12 protein-coding genes and 1 pseudogene are annotated in these 15,253 nt (G+C 69.0%); 7 read left to right on the top strand and 6 right to left on the bottom strand.

Translation table 11 applies throughout. The features are described from left to right. The first annotated feature begins 65 nt into the window (after window positions 1-65). The 4 genes from B0A89_RS10675 (at window position 66) to B0A89_RS10660 (ending at window position 3,704) form a co-directional block, all read left to right on the top strand. On the top strand, window positions 66-776 hold the full coding sequence (locus tag B0A89_RS10675; RefSeq protein ID WP_085378141.1) for a type 1 glutamine amidotransferase: 711 nt from the start codon (window positions 66-68) through the stop codon (window positions 774-776). Next, window positions 776-1,447, top strand: a complete 672-nt coding sequence (locus tag B0A89_RS10670) for an FMN-binding negative transcriptional regulator (protein ID WP_085378140.1) — start codon at window positions 776-778, stop codon at window positions 1,445-1,447. The genes B0A89_RS10675 and B0A89_RS10670 overlap by 1 nt, the downstream gene beginning before the upstream one ends. After that, window positions 1,432-2,787, top strand: a complete 1,356-nt coding sequence (locus tag B0A89_RS10665; RefSeq protein WP_085378139.1) for a glutamine synthetase family protein — start codon at window positions 1,432-1,434, stop codon at window positions 2,785-2,787. Before B0A89_RS10670 ends, B0A89_RS10665 begins: the two co-directional genes overlap by 16 nt. Before the next feature lie 263 nt (window positions 2,788-3,050). Continuing rightward, window positions 3,051-3,704, top strand: coding sequence for an SDR family NAD(P)-dependent oxidoreductase (locus tag B0A89_RS10660; protein ID WP_085378138.1), 654 nt, complete (start codon window positions 3,051-3,053; stop codon window positions 3,702-3,704). A 13-nt stretch (window positions 3,705-3,717) separates the two neighbouring features. Here the strand turns inward: B0A89_RS10660 and B0A89_RS10655 are convergent, their stop codons facing one another. The 3 genes and pseudogenes from B0A89_RS10655 to B0A89_RS10645 form a co-directional block, all read right to left on the bottom strand. After that, complete coding sequence (locus tag B0A89_RS10655; RefSeq protein WP_085378137.1) at window positions 3,718-5,220, bottom strand: carboxypeptidase M32; 1,503 nt, start codon at window positions 5,218-5,220, stop codon at window positions 3,718-3,720. Further along, window positions 5,217-6,361, bottom strand: a pseudogene (gene ctaA, locus B0A89_RS10650) (heme A synthase). The gene B0A89_RS10655 and the pseudogene ctaA overlap by 4 nt, the downstream one beginning before the upstream one ends. A 52-nt stretch (window positions 6,362-6,413) precedes the next feature. Beyond that, window positions 6,414-7,148: an RNA methyltransferase gene (locus B0A89_RS10645; protein WP_240558701.1), complete on the bottom strand. Its 735-nt coding sequence runs from the start codon at window positions 7,146-7,148 to the stop codon at window positions 6,414-6,416. A 217-nt stretch (window positions 7,149-7,365) separates the two neighbouring features. On the opposite strand from B0A89_RS10645, the gene B0A89_RS10640 reads away from it, so the two are divergent. The 3 genes from B0A89_RS10640 to B0A89_RS10630 all read left to right on the top strand — a co-directional run bounded on the left by B0A89_RS10640 (window position 7,366) and on the right by B0A89_RS10630 (window position 10,681). Beyond that, window positions 7,366-7,974, top strand: a complete 609-nt coding sequence (locus tag B0A89_RS10640) for a thiamine phosphate synthase (RefSeq protein ID WP_085378135.1) — start codon at window positions 7,366-7,368, stop codon at window positions 7,972-7,974. Window positions 7,975-8,126: 152 nt separating this feature from the next. After that, a complete protein-coding gene (gene guaA, locus B0A89_RS10635; protein ID WP_085378134.1) occupies window positions 8,127-9,686 on the top strand; it encodes a glutamine-hydrolyzing GMP synthase in 1,560 nt (519 codons plus the stop codon). A 428-nt stretch (window positions 9,687-10,114) separates the two neighbouring features. Further along, window positions 10,115-10,681, top strand: coding sequence for a tyrosine-protein phosphatase (locus B0A89_RS10630; protein WP_085378133.1), 567 nt, complete (start codon window positions 10,115-10,117; stop codon window positions 10,679-10,681). 53 nt (window positions 10,682-10,734) lie between these two features. Here B0A89_RS10630 and B0A89_RS10625 read toward each other — a convergent pair whose 3' ends face one another. The 3 genes from B0A89_RS10625 to B0A89_RS10615 form a co-directional block, all read right to left on the bottom strand. Beyond that, window positions 10,735-12,261, bottom strand: coding sequence for a Ppx/GppA family phosphatase (locus tag B0A89_RS10625; RefSeq protein WP_085378132.1), 1,527 nt, complete (start codon window positions 12,259-12,261; stop codon window positions 10,735-10,737). 48 nt (window positions 12,262-12,309) lie between these two features. Then, a complete protein-coding gene (locus tag B0A89_RS10620) occupies window positions 12,310-14,475 on the bottom strand; it encodes an RNA degradosome polyphosphate kinase (protein WP_085378131.1) in 2,166 nt (721 codons plus the stop codon). Between the two features lie 63 nt (window positions 14,476-14,538). Then, the gene (locus tag B0A89_RS10615; protein WP_085378130.1) at window positions 14,539-15,249 is read right to left on the bottom strand and encodes an AAA family ATPase; all 711 of its coding nucleotides are present in this window, start codon (window positions 15,247-15,249) and stop codon (window positions 14,539-14,541) included. Between the last annotated feature and the right edge of the window lie 4 nt (window positions 15,250-15,253).

Genomic DNA, 15,253 nt, shown 5'->3' with positions numbered 1-15,253 from the left:
CCCCCTTGCAGGGGCGCGGCCCGCGCGCCTACCTTGCGGGCCGACGGGGCAACCAGGGACAAACGATGCGGATCGGCATCCTCAAATGCGGCCAGTCGCCCGAGGCGCTGCGGGCTGAACATGGCGATTACGATGACATGTTCCGGCGCCTGCTGGCCAATCGCGAGTTCGACTTCGACAGCTATCACGTCGAATCGATGGTGTTTCCGGGCGATGTGCATGACGCCGACGGTTGGCTGATCACCGGATCGCGCCACGGCGTCTATGAGGATCACGCCTTCATCCCGCCGCTGACCGATTTCATCCGCCGTGCCCATGACGCGGGGGTGCCGATCGTCGGCATCTGCTTTGGCCACCAGATCGTTGCACAGGCGCTTGGCGGGCGGGTCGAGCGGTTTGCCGGCGGATGGGCGGTCGGGCCGCAGGAATACGACTTTTCCGGCCAGGCTGTGACGCTGAATGCCTGGCATCAGGATCAGGTCGTGGGCTTGCCGCCGGGGGCAGAGGTCGTCGGCGCCAACGCCTTTTGCAGCAATGCGGCGCTGATCTATGGGGATCGCGCCTTCACCGTGCAGGCCCACCCCGAATTTTCCGACGCCTTCATCGACGGGCTGATCGAACATCGCGGCAGCGCCGTGCCCCAGGCCCTGATCGAGGGCGCCAGGCAACAGCGCGGATCGGCCCGCCCCGACAGCCTGGCCGACCGGATCGAGGCGTTCTTCCGCCAGCCCCGCGCCGGCATGCCTGCCGCCGCCAGCCCCGAAGGCGCCGCCTGATGTATGTCCCGCCCGCCTTCCGCGAGGACCGGCCAGAGGCTCACGAGGCGCTGATCGATGCCTGCCCGCTGGCCCTGCTGGTGACAGCCGGACCGGACGGGCCGCTGGCCGATCCCGTCCCGATGATCCGCGCCGGCAGGGTGCTGCAGGCGCATCTTGCCCTGGCCAATCCGCAGGTCGAACAGTTGCGCGCGGCCGAGGCAGAGGGGCGTGAGGTTCTGGCGGTCTTTCAGGGCCCGCAGAGCTGCATCTCTCCGTCCTGGCATGCGTCCAAGCGGGACCATGGCCGGGTGGTGCCGACCTGGAACTATCTTGTCCTGCAGGTCCGGGCGGTGCCCTGGGTCATCGACGACCCCGCATGGCTGAGGGGGCAGGTCGGCGCCCTGACGGACCGGCACGAGGGGGCGATGCCGGCGCCCTGGGCGGTATCGGACGCGCCCGGCGCCTTCGTGGCGGCGCAGCTGCGCGGGATCGTGGGGCTGGAACTGCCGCTGGCGCGCATCACGGCCAAGTGGAAGGCCAGCCAGAACCGATCCGAGGCCGACCGGCTGGGCGTGATCGCGGCGCTTGCCGCCGCGGAGAACCCGCTGGCCGCACATGTCCCCGCCCCCGAGCAACCCGAATGGAAAGCCGGCCCGTCCGGCAGAAAGATCCCATGTCCGACTGGCTGACCCGCCTGCCCCAGGCCGCCCGCGACTATGTCGAGGGGCGCAGGCTCGACGAGGTCGAGTGCATCGTGTCCGACATCGCGGGCGTCGCCCGCGGCAAGGCGATGCCCGCCTCCAAGTTCGCGCGGCAGGAAAGCTTTTTCCTGCCCAACTCGATCTTCCTGCAGACGATCACCGGGGAATGGGCCGACAATCCCTCGGGCGCCTTCACCGAACCGGACATGATCCTGGTGCCCGATTTCTCGACGGCGACGGCGGCGCCCTGGACGGCGGATGTGACGCTGCAGGTCATCCACGACGCCTTCGACCAGCAGGGCAATCCGGTCGCGGCCGCGCCGCGCAATGTCCTCAGGCGGGTCGTGTCGCTTTACGCCGAGCGCGGCTGGCGCCCGATCGTGGCGCCCGAGATGGAATTCTTCCTCGTCGCCCGCAACATCGATCCCAACCAGCCGATCCAGCCCCCCATGGGCCGATCGGGCCGCCGCGCCGCCGCCAAGCAGGCCTATTCGCTGTCGGCGGTGGACGAATACGGCAAGGTCATCGACGATATCTACGACTTCGCCGAGGCGCAGGGCTTCGAGATCGACGGCATCCTGCAGGAAGGCGGCGCGGGCCAGGTCGAGATCAACCTGGCGCATGGCGACCCGGTGCGGCTGGCGGACGAGATCTTCTTCTTCAAGCGCCTGATCCGCGAGGCGGCGCTGCGCCATGACTGTTTCGCCACATTCATGGCCAAGCCGATCGAGGGCGAGCCGGGCAGCGCCATGCATATCCACCATTCGGTGGTGGACGCCGCGACGGGGCGCAACCTGTTCTCGGACGACGAGGGGCGCGAGACGCCGGCCTTCCTGCATTTCATCGCCGGGATGCAGACCCACCTGCCCGCCGCCGTCGCCCTGCTGGCGCCCTATGTGAACAGCTATCGCCGCTATGTCCCCGACTTTGCCGCGCCCATCAACCTCGAATGGGGGCGCGACAACCGCACCACGGGCCTGCGGGTGCCGATTTCCGGCCCCGAGGCGCGGCGCGTGGAAAACCGTCTGGCGGGCATGGATTGCAACCCCTATCTCGGCCTCGCGGCATCGCTGGCGACGGGTTATCTGGGGCTTGTCCAGGGCCAGATGCCGCGCGCCGAATGCCTGGGCGATGCTTATATGTCCGATGACGAGCTGCCCACCAATCTGGGCGACGCCTTGGACGAAATGGCCGCCAGCGAGGCGATGCGCGATGTGCTGGGGACCGAGTTCGTGGCCGTTTACGAATCCGTCAAGCGCAACGAGTACAAGGAATTCCTTCAGGTCATCAGCCCCTGGGAACGCGAACACCTGCTGCTGAACGTCTGAGGCGCAGAGCTGGCGCGCGCAGGGGTGCCCCGGCGAGCGCCCGCCTTGCTTCGCCGCCGTGACCAGGGGTTTCACACCCCCGGACCCCCGTGGGATATTTGGGTGCAGAAGAAAGACCCTCAGGGCGTGAATTCTTCTGCACTGAAATATCCTGGGGGGGCGCGGAACGCGCGGGGGCAAGGCCCCCTGGCGGCCGGGCCGCGATGCGGCCTTGCGCGCCCGCGGCGGCAGTGGCAATCCCGCCTGAAGGACGGGGGACAGCCATGACCGACCACAAGCTTGCCATTGTCACCGGGGCCTCGCGCGGGCTGGGCAGCGCCATTGCCGAACGCTTGGCCGGGCGCGGCCATCACATCGTCGCCGTGGCCCGCACCGTGGGCGGCCTTGAGGAGCTGGACGACCGAATCCGTGCCAGCGGGGGCGAGGCGACGCTGGCGCCCATGGATGTCGCCAGCCCCGAGGCGATGATCCAGCTGACCCGTGCCGTGTTCGACCGCTGGGGCGGCTGCGACCTGTGGGTTCATGCCGCGATCCATGCCGCGCCCCTGTCGCCGCCCCCCCATGTCGATCCCAAGGACATGGAACGCAGCATCGCCGTCAATATTGCGGCCACCCACGGTCTTTCGGTGCTGATCGAGCCGCTGCTGCGCGCCCGCCAGGGCGCGGCGCTGTTCCTTGACGATCCGCGGGCCGGCCAGCCGTTCTTCGGCGCCTATGGCGCGACCAAGGCGGCGCAGATCGCCTTTGCGCGCAGCTGGCAGGCCGAAAATGCCCGCATCGGGCCGCGCATCCACATCGCCGCGCCCCGGCCGATGGCGACCGCCCTACGCGCACGCTTCTTTCCCGGCGAGGATCGTTCGGCCTTGGCACCCTGCGGCGCCGAGGCCGACCGGATCATGGCCGAACTGGGGCTGTGAGGGGCGCGGGCGCCTAGAGGCGGTAGATCGCGGCGAACTTGTCCTCGAGATAGTCCAGCAGCGGCTCGGGCGTGACGGGCGCGCCGGCGGCGCGCTCGATCAGGGCGCGCGGCTCATGAAGGCCGCCATGGCGCTGCAGGTTCTCGCGCAGCCATTCCACGCCCGGCGCGGCCTCGCCGCGGCCGAGGCTTTCGTCGAGATCGGGCACTGCCGCCCGCATCGCCAGGTTCAGGCAGCCGGCATAGACATTGCCCAGCGCATAGGTCGGGAAATAGCCGAACAGCCCCGCCGACCAGTGGACATCCTGCAGCATCCCGTTTGCAGGGCGGTCCACCGCCACGCCGAAATCCTTGAGGAAGCGTGCATTCCATGCCTCCTCCAGATCATCGGTGGAGAGCTTGCCCGAGATGAGATCGCGTTCGAGATCGAAGCGCATCATGATGTGCAGGTTGTATTGCACCTCGTCCGATTCGGTCCGGATATGGCCGGGCGTCACTCGGTTGACGCTGCGGTAGAAGGCATCCGCGTCGGGGGCGGGCAGATCGCCCGCCATGTCCTGCATGCGCTGGAACAGCCAGCCGGTGAAGGCGCGCCCCCGCCCCATCTGGTTTTCATAGATGCGCGACTGGCTTTCATGCACGCCCATCGACACGCCCCGGCCCAGGGGGGTGAAGGCATAGTCGGGATCGATGCCCAGCTCATAGCTGGAATGGCCGACCTCGTGGATGGTCGAATAGATGCAATTGAGCGGCTCGGCCTCGATCACCCGCGTGGTGATGCGGCTGTCCTGCCAGCGGCCCGAGGAAAACGGATGCACCGCCAGATCCATGCGCCCGCGCGTCCAGTCATAGCCGAAGGCGGCGGCGCAGGCGCGCGCCAGGCGCAGCTGCGCTTCCTGCGCGATGCGGCTGTCCAGCGGGCGGGGCTGGTCGGGGGCCCCAAGAACATCCTCGCGCAGGGCAACAAGGCGCGGGCGCATGGCAGCGAACAGGGCTGCAAGCTCGGCCTGGGTGGCGCCCGGTTCGTAATCGTCCAGCAGCGCGTCATAGGGATCGCCGCCGCCGAAGCCGGCCGCGACAAGGGCATTCGCCTCGTCCTGCTTGAGCAGGACGATCTGGTGCAGCGTGGGCAGGAAATCCTGCGGCGCATCGGCGGCGCGGGCCGCGGCCCAGATGCCGTGCGACAGGCTCGTCTGGCGAGCCAGTTCGGCCGCCAGATCGGCAGGAATCGCCGAGGCGCGGCCGAATTCGCGCGCCACCAGCACCAGCGTGCGTTCCTCGGCGGGGGTCTGGGCCACGGCGGCGTCGAGCCATTCGCCGATGCGCGGATCGGTGCGCCGCTCATGCAGCACCGATTCCATGGCCCCCATTTCCTCGGCGCGCTGTTCGGCGGCGCCGCGCGGCATCACCGTTTCCTGGTCCCAAGACAGACGCTCGGCCACCGCAGACAGCGCCTCGGTCTGGCGCTGAAAGGCGATCAGCGCATTCATGGCGGTGTCGGCTGCAGCTGTGGTCATCGGATGGTCCCCCGGACGCTGGTTTCATAAGGATAGCGGGCATGGTGGCGGGCGCGGATGACCAGCACGAACAGCAGCACCGCGCCAAGCTGATGGCTCAGCGCCTCGGGCAAGGGCGCGCCGTGCATGACGGTGGCGATGCCCAGCATCACCTGAAAGGCGACGGCGCAGATCATCGCCGTGAAGGCCCCCCGCGTCACCGGATGGGGCGAGCGGCGCGAGCGCGCCCAGACCACCAGTGCAAAGGCCGTCAGCACATAGGCAACCATGCGGTGGGTGAACTGCACCGTCGCGGGGTTTTCGAAAAAGTTGCGCCAGCCGAGCGATGCGTCCCAGATCGCCTGCGGGATCCATTCCCCGCCCATGCGCGGCCAGCCCGTATATTGACGCCCCGCATCAATCCCCGCGACCAGCGCCCCCAGCAGGATCTGCACGAAGGCCAGGTGCATCAGGCCCGTCGCCATGGAAAAAAGCTTCGGCTCTCCGGCGCGGCGGGCGCGCAGCAGGGCCGCTTCGGGGCGCGACAGGGACAGGGCGAGCCAGGCGATGGTGCCCAGGATCGCAAAGCCCAGCCCCAGATGCACCGCCAGCCGGTATGAAGCGACCGCGGTCATGCCCGGCTGCAGGCCCGAATGGACCATCCACCAGCCGACTGCCCCCTGCAACCCGCCGAGCGCGCCGATTCCCAGCAGCCGCCCCGTCCATCCGGGGGGATGCGGCGGGTCAGCGCGAAGGCGGCGAAACCCAGCGCCCAGACCAGCCCGACCAGCCGCCCCAGCAGCCGGTGCGACCATTCCCACCAGTAGATCCGCTTGAACCCGGCAAGGTCCATCGTCGGGTTTTCCTCGCGGAACTGCGGTATCTGCTGATATTTGGCGAATTCGGCCTGCCAGGCGGCGTCATCGCGCGGGGGCAGCGTGCCGACGACCGGCTTCCATTCGGTGATCGACAGGCCCGATCCGGTCAGCCGCGTGGCCCCGCCCAGCGCGATCATCGCCGCGACCATGATGAACAGCACGATCAGCCAAGCGCGGATCGCGCGCCGCGCGCCGCGCGGGGCGGCGTCGATCAGGCTGCCGGGCGGAGCAGCGGTGATGGGCGCCGCTGCGGACATCTCTTGAAAGACGGGACGCTTGGCCATGATCTTCCCCTTGCCTGTGCGGCCGGGACAGTGGCCCCGGCGGTGGCAAAGGTCAATCGCGCGGGGGCATGTCCTCGCCTTGGGCAGGCTGTGGCCCGGCCCATGTCAGCTGGCGCAGCATTCCGTGCAGGATCTGCACATCCGCGCGGGTCAGCGGCAGGCGCGACCACAGGTTGCGCAGGGTCAGTCGCATCGGCCCGGCCTTTTCGGGCGGAAAGAAGAAACGTGCAGCCGTCAGCTTTTCCTCCCAGTGATCGCCCAGCCGCTCGATTTCCAGCAGCGTGGCGGGCGTCTCGCCAGGGGGGCGGCGGCCGGCAGGGGCGGGCTGGGGGGGCAGCGCCTCGCGCCCCCATTCATAACCCAGCAGCAGCACCGCCTGCGCAAGGTTCAGCGACGGGAAATCGGGATTGACCGGCACGGTCACGATGGCCGAGGCCCGCGCGATGTCGTCGTTTTCAAGCCCCGCCCGTTCCGGCCCGAAGACCAGCGCCACACGGCTGCCCGCGGCGACAAGGCCGCGCGCCTCGGCCATCGCCGCGGCAGGGGTATGGACCGGCTTGGTCAGCTCGCGCCCGCGCGCTGTGGTGGCGTAGGCGCGGTCGATGTCGCCCAGCGCCTCGGCCAGGGTCGCAAAGACGCGGGCACGGTCCAGCACCTGCCCTGCCGCGCCTGACGCCATCGCCACGGCCCTCGGGTTGGGCCAGCCGTCCCGCGGCGCGACGAGGCGCATGTCGGTCAGGCCGAAGTTCAGCATCGCCCGCGCTGCCGCGCCGATGTTCTCGCCCATCTGCGGGCGGACGAGGATCACGGCGGGCTGGGGGCCCGCGGGCCGGGCGGCGGGCTGGGGGGCGGCAGGGTCTGCGGGCGGCTGGATCGGATCGCTCATGCCCCGCGCCCTAGCGCCGGGGCGGCGGCGCGGCAAGTGCCCCTTTCCGCGCCGTCCGGCCTGCGCTATCCCCCTGCCCCATCCGCCACCCCGCCAGCCGCATCCGCAGGAGATCGCCATGCCCCAGGACGACGCGCCGCAGCTTTACCTGATCGCCCCTGCACGGATCGCGGCCTCGCAGCTTGAGCCGCTGCTGGCGCCGGTGCTCGACGCCCATCCGGTCGCCTGCCTTCGCCTGCCCGGCGCGGGCGAGGAATCGGAACTGGCCCGCATCGCCGACCTTGCGCGCGAGCTGGCCCATGCGCGCGATGTCGCCGTGGTGATCGAGGATCACGTCGCCTTGGCCAGCCGCCACGGCCTTGACGGCGTTCACCTGACCAACGGCGCGCGCGCGGTGCGCTTTGCCCGCAAGGAACTGGGCACGGATGCGATCGTGGGCGCCTTTGGCGGGGCCTCGCGCCATGAGGGGCTGAACGCCGGCGAGGCAGGGGCGGATTATGTCAGCTTCGGCCCCTGCGGCCCCTCCCTCCTCGGGACAGGAGAGAGCGCGCCGCTCGACCTGTTCGCCTGGTGGTCCGAGATGATCGAGGTGCCCGTCGTCGCCGAAGGCGCGCTTGACGCCGCGACCATCCGCGCCCTGTGGCCGACCGCCGATTTCATCGCCATCGGGGCCGAGATCTGGTCGGCCGAAAATCCATCGGCCGCGCTGTCGGCCCTGTGGGGCTGACGGCGGGCGCACCCGCCCCCTGCCCGACCCAGCTCCGCCAAGGGCGGCTGACCCGTTGGCCCGCAGGGTTCTGCCGTCTTTTTGGCACCGCAGGGCGCCTGCCTTGCGTTGCCCGGCTTGCCCAGCCGGGCGCGCCGCCCTAAAGCGCGGGCATGACCCAGCACCAGCGCCTGCTCATCATCGATTTCGGCTCCCAGGTCACGCAGCTGATTGCGCGGCGCCTGCGCGAGCTGAACGTCTTTTGCGAAATCAAGCCCTATCAGGCCGTCGGCGAGGCCGGCCTGCGCGCCGATCCGCCGCAGGCGGTGATCCTGTCGGGCGGCCCCGACAGCGTCACCCGCGCGGGCAGCCCCCGCGCCCCCCAGGCGCTGTTCGAGCTTGGGGTTCCGGTGCTGGGCATCTGCTATGGCCAGCAGACGATGATGGCCCAGCTTGGCGGCCAGGTCGAGGCGGGCCACCATGCCGAATACGGCCGCGCCTTTGTCGAACCGGCGCCCGGCCATGGCGGGGACGGCATGTTCGCCGGCCTTTTCGCCGCCGGCCGCGAAGAAGTCTGGATGAGCCATGGCGACCGCGTGACACGCCTTGCGCCGGGGTTCGAGGTCATCGGCACCTCGCCGAACGCGCCCTTCGCCATGATCGCGGACGAGGCGCGGCGATTCTATGCCGTCCAGTTCCACCCCGAGGTGCATCACACCCCGAATGGCCGCCGGATGCTGGAAAACTTTGTCAGGCTGGCCGGCTTTACCGGCGACTGGACAATGGCGGGCTATCGGGACGAGGCGATCCGCCGCATCCGCGAACAGGTCGGGGATGGCAAGGTCATCTGCGGGCTGTCGGGCGGGGTGGACAGTTCGGTCGCGGCGGTGCTGATCCACGAGGCGATCGGCGCGCAGCTGACATGCGTGTTTGTCGATCACGGCCTGCTGCGCCAGGGCGAGGCCGACGAGGTCGTGACGATGTTCCGCGACCATTACAACATCCCCTTGGTCCATGCCGACGAATCCGAGCTGTTCCTGGGCGCGCTGGACGGGGTCAGCGATCCCGAGGTCAAGCGCAAGACCATCGGCCGGCTGTTCATCGACGTGTTCCAGAAACATGCGGCCGCGGTCGGGGGGGCCGAGTTCCTCGCGCAGGGCACGCTTTATCCCGACGTGATCGAATCGGTCAGCTTCACCGGCGGCCCCTCGGTCACGATCAAGAGCCATCACAATGTCGGCGGGCTGCCTGAGAAGATGGGCCTGAAACTGGTCGAGCCGCTGCGCGAGCTGTTCAAGGACGAGGTCCGGGCCCTGGGGCGCGAACTGGGGCTGCCCGAACGCTTCATCGGCCGCCACCCCTTCCCTGGCCCCGGCCTTGCCATCCGCTGCCCGGGCGAGATCACCCGCGAAAAGCTGGACATCTTGCGCAAGGCGGATGCCGTCTTCATCGACCAGATCCGCAGGCACGGGCTGTATGACGAGATCTGGCAGGCCTTCGTGGCCATTCTGCCGGTCCGCACCGTCGGCGTGATGGGCGACGGGCGCACCTATGATTTTGCCTGCGCCCTGCGGGCCGTTACCAGCGTGGACGGGATGACGGCCGACTATTACCCCTTCACGCATGAGTTCCTCAGCGAGACGGCCACCCGGATCGTGGGCGAGGTAGACGGCATCAACCGCGTGACCTATGACATCACGTCCAAGCCGCCCGGCACCATCGAATGGGAATGATCCGGCCCGGCCTTTCCCGCCACTGACCCTTGCATCCCGCGTCACGGCAGCAGGGCTGCCGGGCAGGCGCGCAATCACAGGCGCGAAACATGCCTGTCCCCCGCCCCCCCATGCCCCTTGCCGGCCAGGCGCGCCGGTGCAGGCAGGCGCAAAGCCTGTTTGCGCCTGCGCCCTGCCCTGGATGGCCGCTGCCTTGCCATGGCGCACCGCGCCGGCGCGGATCATCCTTGGCCAGGTCGTTTCTCGGCCCCGATAAAGCTGCTCTCCTTGCCCGGCGATCCCGGGCCATTGCAGGCGCCCTGGGGGGCCGCACTGGCCCGTCGGGCGGGCGGGCCGGGCGGCAAGGCGCCGCCTCCTGCCCGCGCGTCCCCTGATTGGCAGCCCTTGCGCGCGCTTGTATAAGCAGGCGAGCGGGCTGCGGGGGCGCCATGGCGATCAGCGTGAAGTCAGTCATCCTGGCGGTTGCTTCCGTCATCATCGCCATCGTGGCCTATCTGGCGTTTCTTCATCTTTCGGGCAATTTCCACACGGTCAGTCCGGGCCAGGTCTATCGCGCCGCCCAGATGGATGCAGAGACGCTTGCCCGCTGGCACGAACAGCACGGCATCACCAGCGTTCTCAATCTGCGCGGTCCCAACCGGGGGGCCGATTGGTATGATGCCGAGCGTGCGGTCTCGGACCGCCTGGGGATCACCCATATCGATTTTCGCATGTCGGCGCGGAAGGAGCTGACCCAGCCGGAAATCGAATCGCTGCTGGCGGTGATGCGGGATGCGCCCAAGCCGATGCTGATCCATTGCCTGGGCGGCGCGGACCGCACAGGTCTGGCCTCGGCCCTATATGTCGCGGGGATCGAGGGACGGGGCGAACTGGCGGCGGAATGGCAGCTGTCGCTGGCCTATGGCCATATCGGACTGCCCGTCATCACCAAGGCCTGGGCGATGGACAGGACATGGGAAAGGATCGAGGACTGGCTCGGCCTTGAGAGCAGCTAGGCCCGGGCCGTGCGCGCCGCCCCCCCTGGCACGGCCCCGCGGGGCATCTGCCCTCAGGCGACCACCCCTGCCACCCCCAAGGCGCTGCACAATGTCCGAAAGCGCGCCTCCGCGACCTCGCCCATCAGGTCGCGGCCCTTTGCCGTCAGGGTCAGCGTCAGCGTGCCCGCATCGCGGTCCAGTCGAAGCCTGCCCGCCTCGGCCGGATCGCCGATGGAAAACATCGCGCCAAAGCGCAATGCCTTGCCCAGCGTTTCGGCATCGCGAGTGTCGTCCTCGGTCAGCAGGGTGAACAGCGGCGCCATGGGAGAGCCTGCGCGGCTGTTCTTGTAGCGATGCAGCAGCGCCAGCCCGACGAACACCCGTTCAGGATGGCTCAGCGCCGCAAGGCTCGACCGGGTCACGTTGTCGAAACAGGCCTCGGCCCGGTAATCGGGATGGGCGCGCCAGCTGGTATCGTGCAGCAGGCAGGCGGCACGGATCAGGCGTTCGCGTTCGGGGGGGGCGCCCTCGAACAGGGGGGCGAGGAAATGAAACAGGCGCTTGCCCGAACCCGGCATCCGGGCCATCTGCCGTTCGGTAAAGCGGGCCGCCTCGATCAGCGGATCGCGCCGGCGCAGCGTGTCGGGCATCTGTTCATACAGCAGCCCCTCGCGGATACCGTAGGAGCTGATGGCGATCTCGGACGGGCCGAAGGTCAGCACCACCTGGCGCAACGCCTGCATCGCCAGGGGCACCAGTTCGAGCCGGCTTGAGGATATGCCCGTGCGCGCCTTCAGGTCGGACAGGTTTTCCTCGGCGATCCACTTGACGGTGGCCAGCACGTCGTCGGGCGTCATGCGGTATTCGTGAAGCACCGTCATGGGATAGGCGCGGCGTTCCATGTCCAGCCGGGCGATGGCCCGCCACGAGCCGCCCACCAGATAGATCCGTTCATGATCGGTGCCGACCACATCGGCCAGCCGCTCGACTTCCTTCTGGATATAGCGTTTGAGGCCCTTGGCCTCGACCTGCTGCAACCGGAAGGGCCCAAGGGGCGATGTCGCGCGCCGGCCCACCTCGCGCCGGGCAAGCTCGGCAACCTCCATCGAGTTGCCGCCGATGTCGCATACCAGGCCCAGCGCGTCCGGCCAGCCCAGCAGCACGCCCTGCGCCGACAGGCGCGCCTCTTCCTCGCCGTCGATGACGATCAGCTTAAGCCCGGTTTCCTTTTCCACCGCGCGGTGGAAGGCGGGTCCGTCCTCGGCCTCGCGCACTGCGGCTGTGGCCACGCAGGTCATCTTCTCGATGCCCATGCCGCGCGCCAGCGCCGCAAATCGCTTGAGCGCGGCCATCCCGCGGGCCGCGCCCTCGGGATTCAGCCTGCCCGTCGTCGCAAGCCCCTGCCCCAGCCCCGCCATGACCTTTTCGTTATAGAAATAGGCCGGGCTGCGCGCCGCGCCGTCGAACACCACCATGCGGATCGAGTTCGACCCCACGTCAACCACGCCCACCCGGCTCAGCTCGCGCGCCGAGCGGACCGGCAGCCCCCCCTGCCCGAAGGGAGAGACCTTGTCTCCCGATGTGGTCCTGAGGTTCATGGGCTGCAATCTCCGGTCCTTGGCATTCTGGGTCGGGTCTGGGGCGGGTCAGTCGGGGCTGTGGGTCAGGGCGGGCACATCCCCCGCCCCGGCCGTGCCGCGCCCGGAAAGAGAGGGATTTTCCATGAAGAAGCGGTGACAGTTGAACAGGTCGTCCCGGTCTTCGGGCAGATGGCGCAGATAGCGGCCATCGGGCTGCAGGATCCAGCTCTGCGCCTCGTCGGCCATGTTGGCGGCCATGATCTGGCTGGTGATCTGCGCCTTGACGGTGTCATTCAGGCATTCGACCAGCGTCTCGACCCGGCGCGACAGGTTGCGGTCCATCCAGTCGGCGGAGCTGATAAAGACCCGCGCCTTGCGCGAGGGCAGCCCGTGCCCATTGCCGAAACAGACGATGCGGCTGTGTTCCAGAAAACGGCCGACGATGGATTTCACCCGGATGTTGTCCGACAATCCGGCAATGCCGGGCCGCAGGGCGCAGATCCCGCGAATGACCAGGTTGATCCTGACCCCTGCGGCCGAGGCGGCATACAGCGCGTCGATCACGTCGCGCTCCACCAGGCTGTTCATCTTGGCCCATATCTCGGCCGGACGGCCGCGGCGCGCGAGCTCGGCCTCGCGCCCGATCAGATCGAGCAGCCGCGATTTCAGGCCGATCGGGCTGATCGCGAGATTCTCCAGCCCCTCCGGCTGGACATAGCCGGACAGGTAGTTGAACACCTTGGCCGCATCGCGCCCCAGTGGCGCGTCACAGGTGAACAGCGATAGGTCGGTATAGATGCGGGCGGTGATCGGGTGATAGTTGCCCGTGCCGTAATGGGTATAGGTGACCAGCGCATCGCCCTCGCGCCGCACGACGGTCGAGATCTTCGCATGGGTCTTGTAGTTCACGAAGCCATAGACCACATGGGCGCCCGCCCGTTCCAGCCGCCGCGACTGGCGGATATTGGCGGCCTCGTCAAAGCGCGCCTTCAGCTCGACCAGCGCGACGACCGACTTGCCCGCCTCGGCCGCCTCGCACAGCGCGGAAACAACGGGGCTGTCCCAGCTGGTGCGATACAGCGTCTGCTTGATCGCCAGCACGTCCGGATCGCGCGCGGCCTGCTGCAGAAAGCGGATCACCATGTCGAAGGTTTCATAAGGATGGTGCAGCAGCATGTCCTTTTGCCGGATCGCGGCGAACATGTCGCCGTCGTGATCCTGCACCCGTTCGGGCACGCGCGGGGTGAAGGCGGGCCATTGCAGGTCGCGCCGGCTGTCCAGCACCAGTTCGCGCACATCGGCCATGCCCAGCAGGCCCTCGACCTCGACCACCTCGTCGGCGCCCACGGCGAGTTCGTGCATGATGACGCGGCGCAGCCGGTCGGGCGCGCCGCCCGTGATCTTCAGGCGGATGACCTCGCCGCGGCGGCGGCGCTTCAGCGCCGTCTCGAACTCGCGCACCAGATCCTCGGCCTCGTCCTCGACCTCGAGATCGCTGTCGCGCAGCACCCGGAAGGTGCAGTGGCCGATGTGGCGATAGCCGGGGAACAGCCGCGACAGATGCATCAGCAGCAGATCCTCGAGCCGCAGGAACCGCTGCCCCCCCGGCAGGGGGACAAAGCGTTTCAGCTGCGCCGGCACCGGCAGCAGCGCCTGCATCTGCCGCCCGTCCGATTCGCGCGCCAGCTCCAGCGCCAGCGAAAAGCCGGCATTAGGAATGAAGGGAAAGGGATGGGCCGGGTCGATGGCCAGCGGGGTGAGGACCGGAAAGACCTGGCTGATGAAATGATCGCGCAGAAAGGCCGTCTCGGCGCGGGTGACGCGCCCGCGCGACAGGATGACGATGCCCTCGCCCTCCATCTCGCGGCGCAGGCGGTTCCAGACCGCCTGCTGGGCATCCATCAGGCGGCGGGCATCGGCATTGACCAGCGACAGCTGCTCGGCCGGGGTCAGCCCGTCATCCGAGGGGGTCGCGCTTCCCTCGCGCACCAGCTCGCGCAGGCCCGCGACGCGCACGGTGTAGAATTCGTCGAGGTTGGTGGCCGAGATCGACAGGAAGCGCAGCCGTTCCAGCAGCGGCACGCGCGGGTTGCGCGCCTCGTCCAGGACCCGCCAGTTGAAGGACAGCCAGCTGAGCTCGCGGTTGAAGAACCGCTCAGGGCCAGCGGGCGCACCCCCCGGCATGTCGCGGGGCGCGGGAAAATCTGACTTGAGGAAATCGGCCTGGGTCATCGAATCCGAAGAATGGGCTGGTCAAAGGGTTAACACGGGTTTGGCCTGCCGCCCCGCTGCTTGTCAAACATCGGGCGCGCAGGGCTGGCCCGGCGGCCCCTCAAGCCGCTCGAGTGCCCTCAGGGCGAGCGGCCGCGTCACGGCGCGCCCTTCGGCCAGCGCCATGCGGTCGATTTCGGCGACGAGGCGGCGGGCCAGGCCAAGGTCACGATCCATCCGCCGCACCAACGCCTCGACCACGCCCGGACCGGGATAAAGCTGCCGATCGGCCAGCAGCTTGATCAGCACCGCGGCCAGCAGCCCCTCGTCGGGCGATCCCAGCCTGACCGCCGCCGCCGACCCGACGCGCGAGGCCAGGTCGGGCAGCGTGATCCCCCAGTCGCGGGGCGGGGTGCGCGCGGTCAGCAGCAGCCGCGCCCCGCGCGCCGCCGACAGGTTCCACAGGTGGAACAGCGCCTGTTCTGCCCCCGCCGCCACGGCGACACGGTGGGCGCCCTCGACCGCCAGCGCCCCGCCTTCGGGCGTCAAGGCATCCACCAGATCAGGGCGCAGCCGGTCGGCAGAGACGCGGACCGCGCCCTGTTCGGCGGCCCAGAAGGACGCGATATGCGATTTGCCCGAAGCCTCGGGACCGATCAGCAGCAGCCGGCCCTGCGGCCAGTCCTGCGGCCGGTCCACCAGCGCCAGCGCCTGCGCATTGGCGGGGGCGGGCAGAAAGTCGCTGCGCCCCAGCGCCGGGGCCGTTCCCAGATCCAGCGTCAGCTGCCGCGACATCGCC

This window comes from Paracoccus contaminans (genome assembly GCF_002105555.1).
Classification (GTDB): Bacteria; Pseudomonadota; Alphaproteobacteria; order Rhodobacterales; family Rhodobacteraceae; genus Paracoccus; species Paracoccus contaminans.
Note: the sequence above shows the minus strand (reverse complement) of the source record. Positions and strands in the feature narration are given on the sequence as shown.